We start from the raw sequence: 295 nt of genomic DNA, 5'->3' as shown, positions 1-295 counted from the left end.
CGCGTGCATCCCACCATGATCCCGACGAACCACCAGCTGGCCACTGTGAACGGCGTGTTCAACTCCATTTACGTGGTGGGCGACTTTGTGGGCGAGACCATGTTCTTCGGCGAGGGCGCCGGCGCGGGTGCCGCGGCTAGTGCCGTCATGGGCGACGTGCTGGAAGTTGCGCGCCACATTCTGCAGGGCGTGGCTCCCATTGTGGGCTGCACCTGCACCGATGACCTGCCCATCCTGCCCATGGACGAGCTGGTCATGCGCTATTACCTGCGTTTCTCGGTGACCGACCGTCCGG

The 295-nt window shown here is 64.4% G+C and carries 1 pseudogene; it reads left to right on the top strand.

The features are described from left to right. Positions 1 to 295 (top strand): annotated as a pseudogene (locus NE591_RS14830) (homoserine dehydrogenase); the annotation flags it as partial.

The organism is Adlercreutzia sp. DFI.6.23, from assembly GCF_024462535.1.
Taxonomy (GTDB): domain Bacteria; phylum Actinomycetota; class Coriobacteriia; order Coriobacteriales; family Eggerthellaceae; genus Adlercreutzia; species Adlercreutzia rubneri.
The sequence above is the reverse complement of the archived record's forward strand: the minus strand, read 5'-3'. Positions and strand labels throughout refer to the sequence as shown.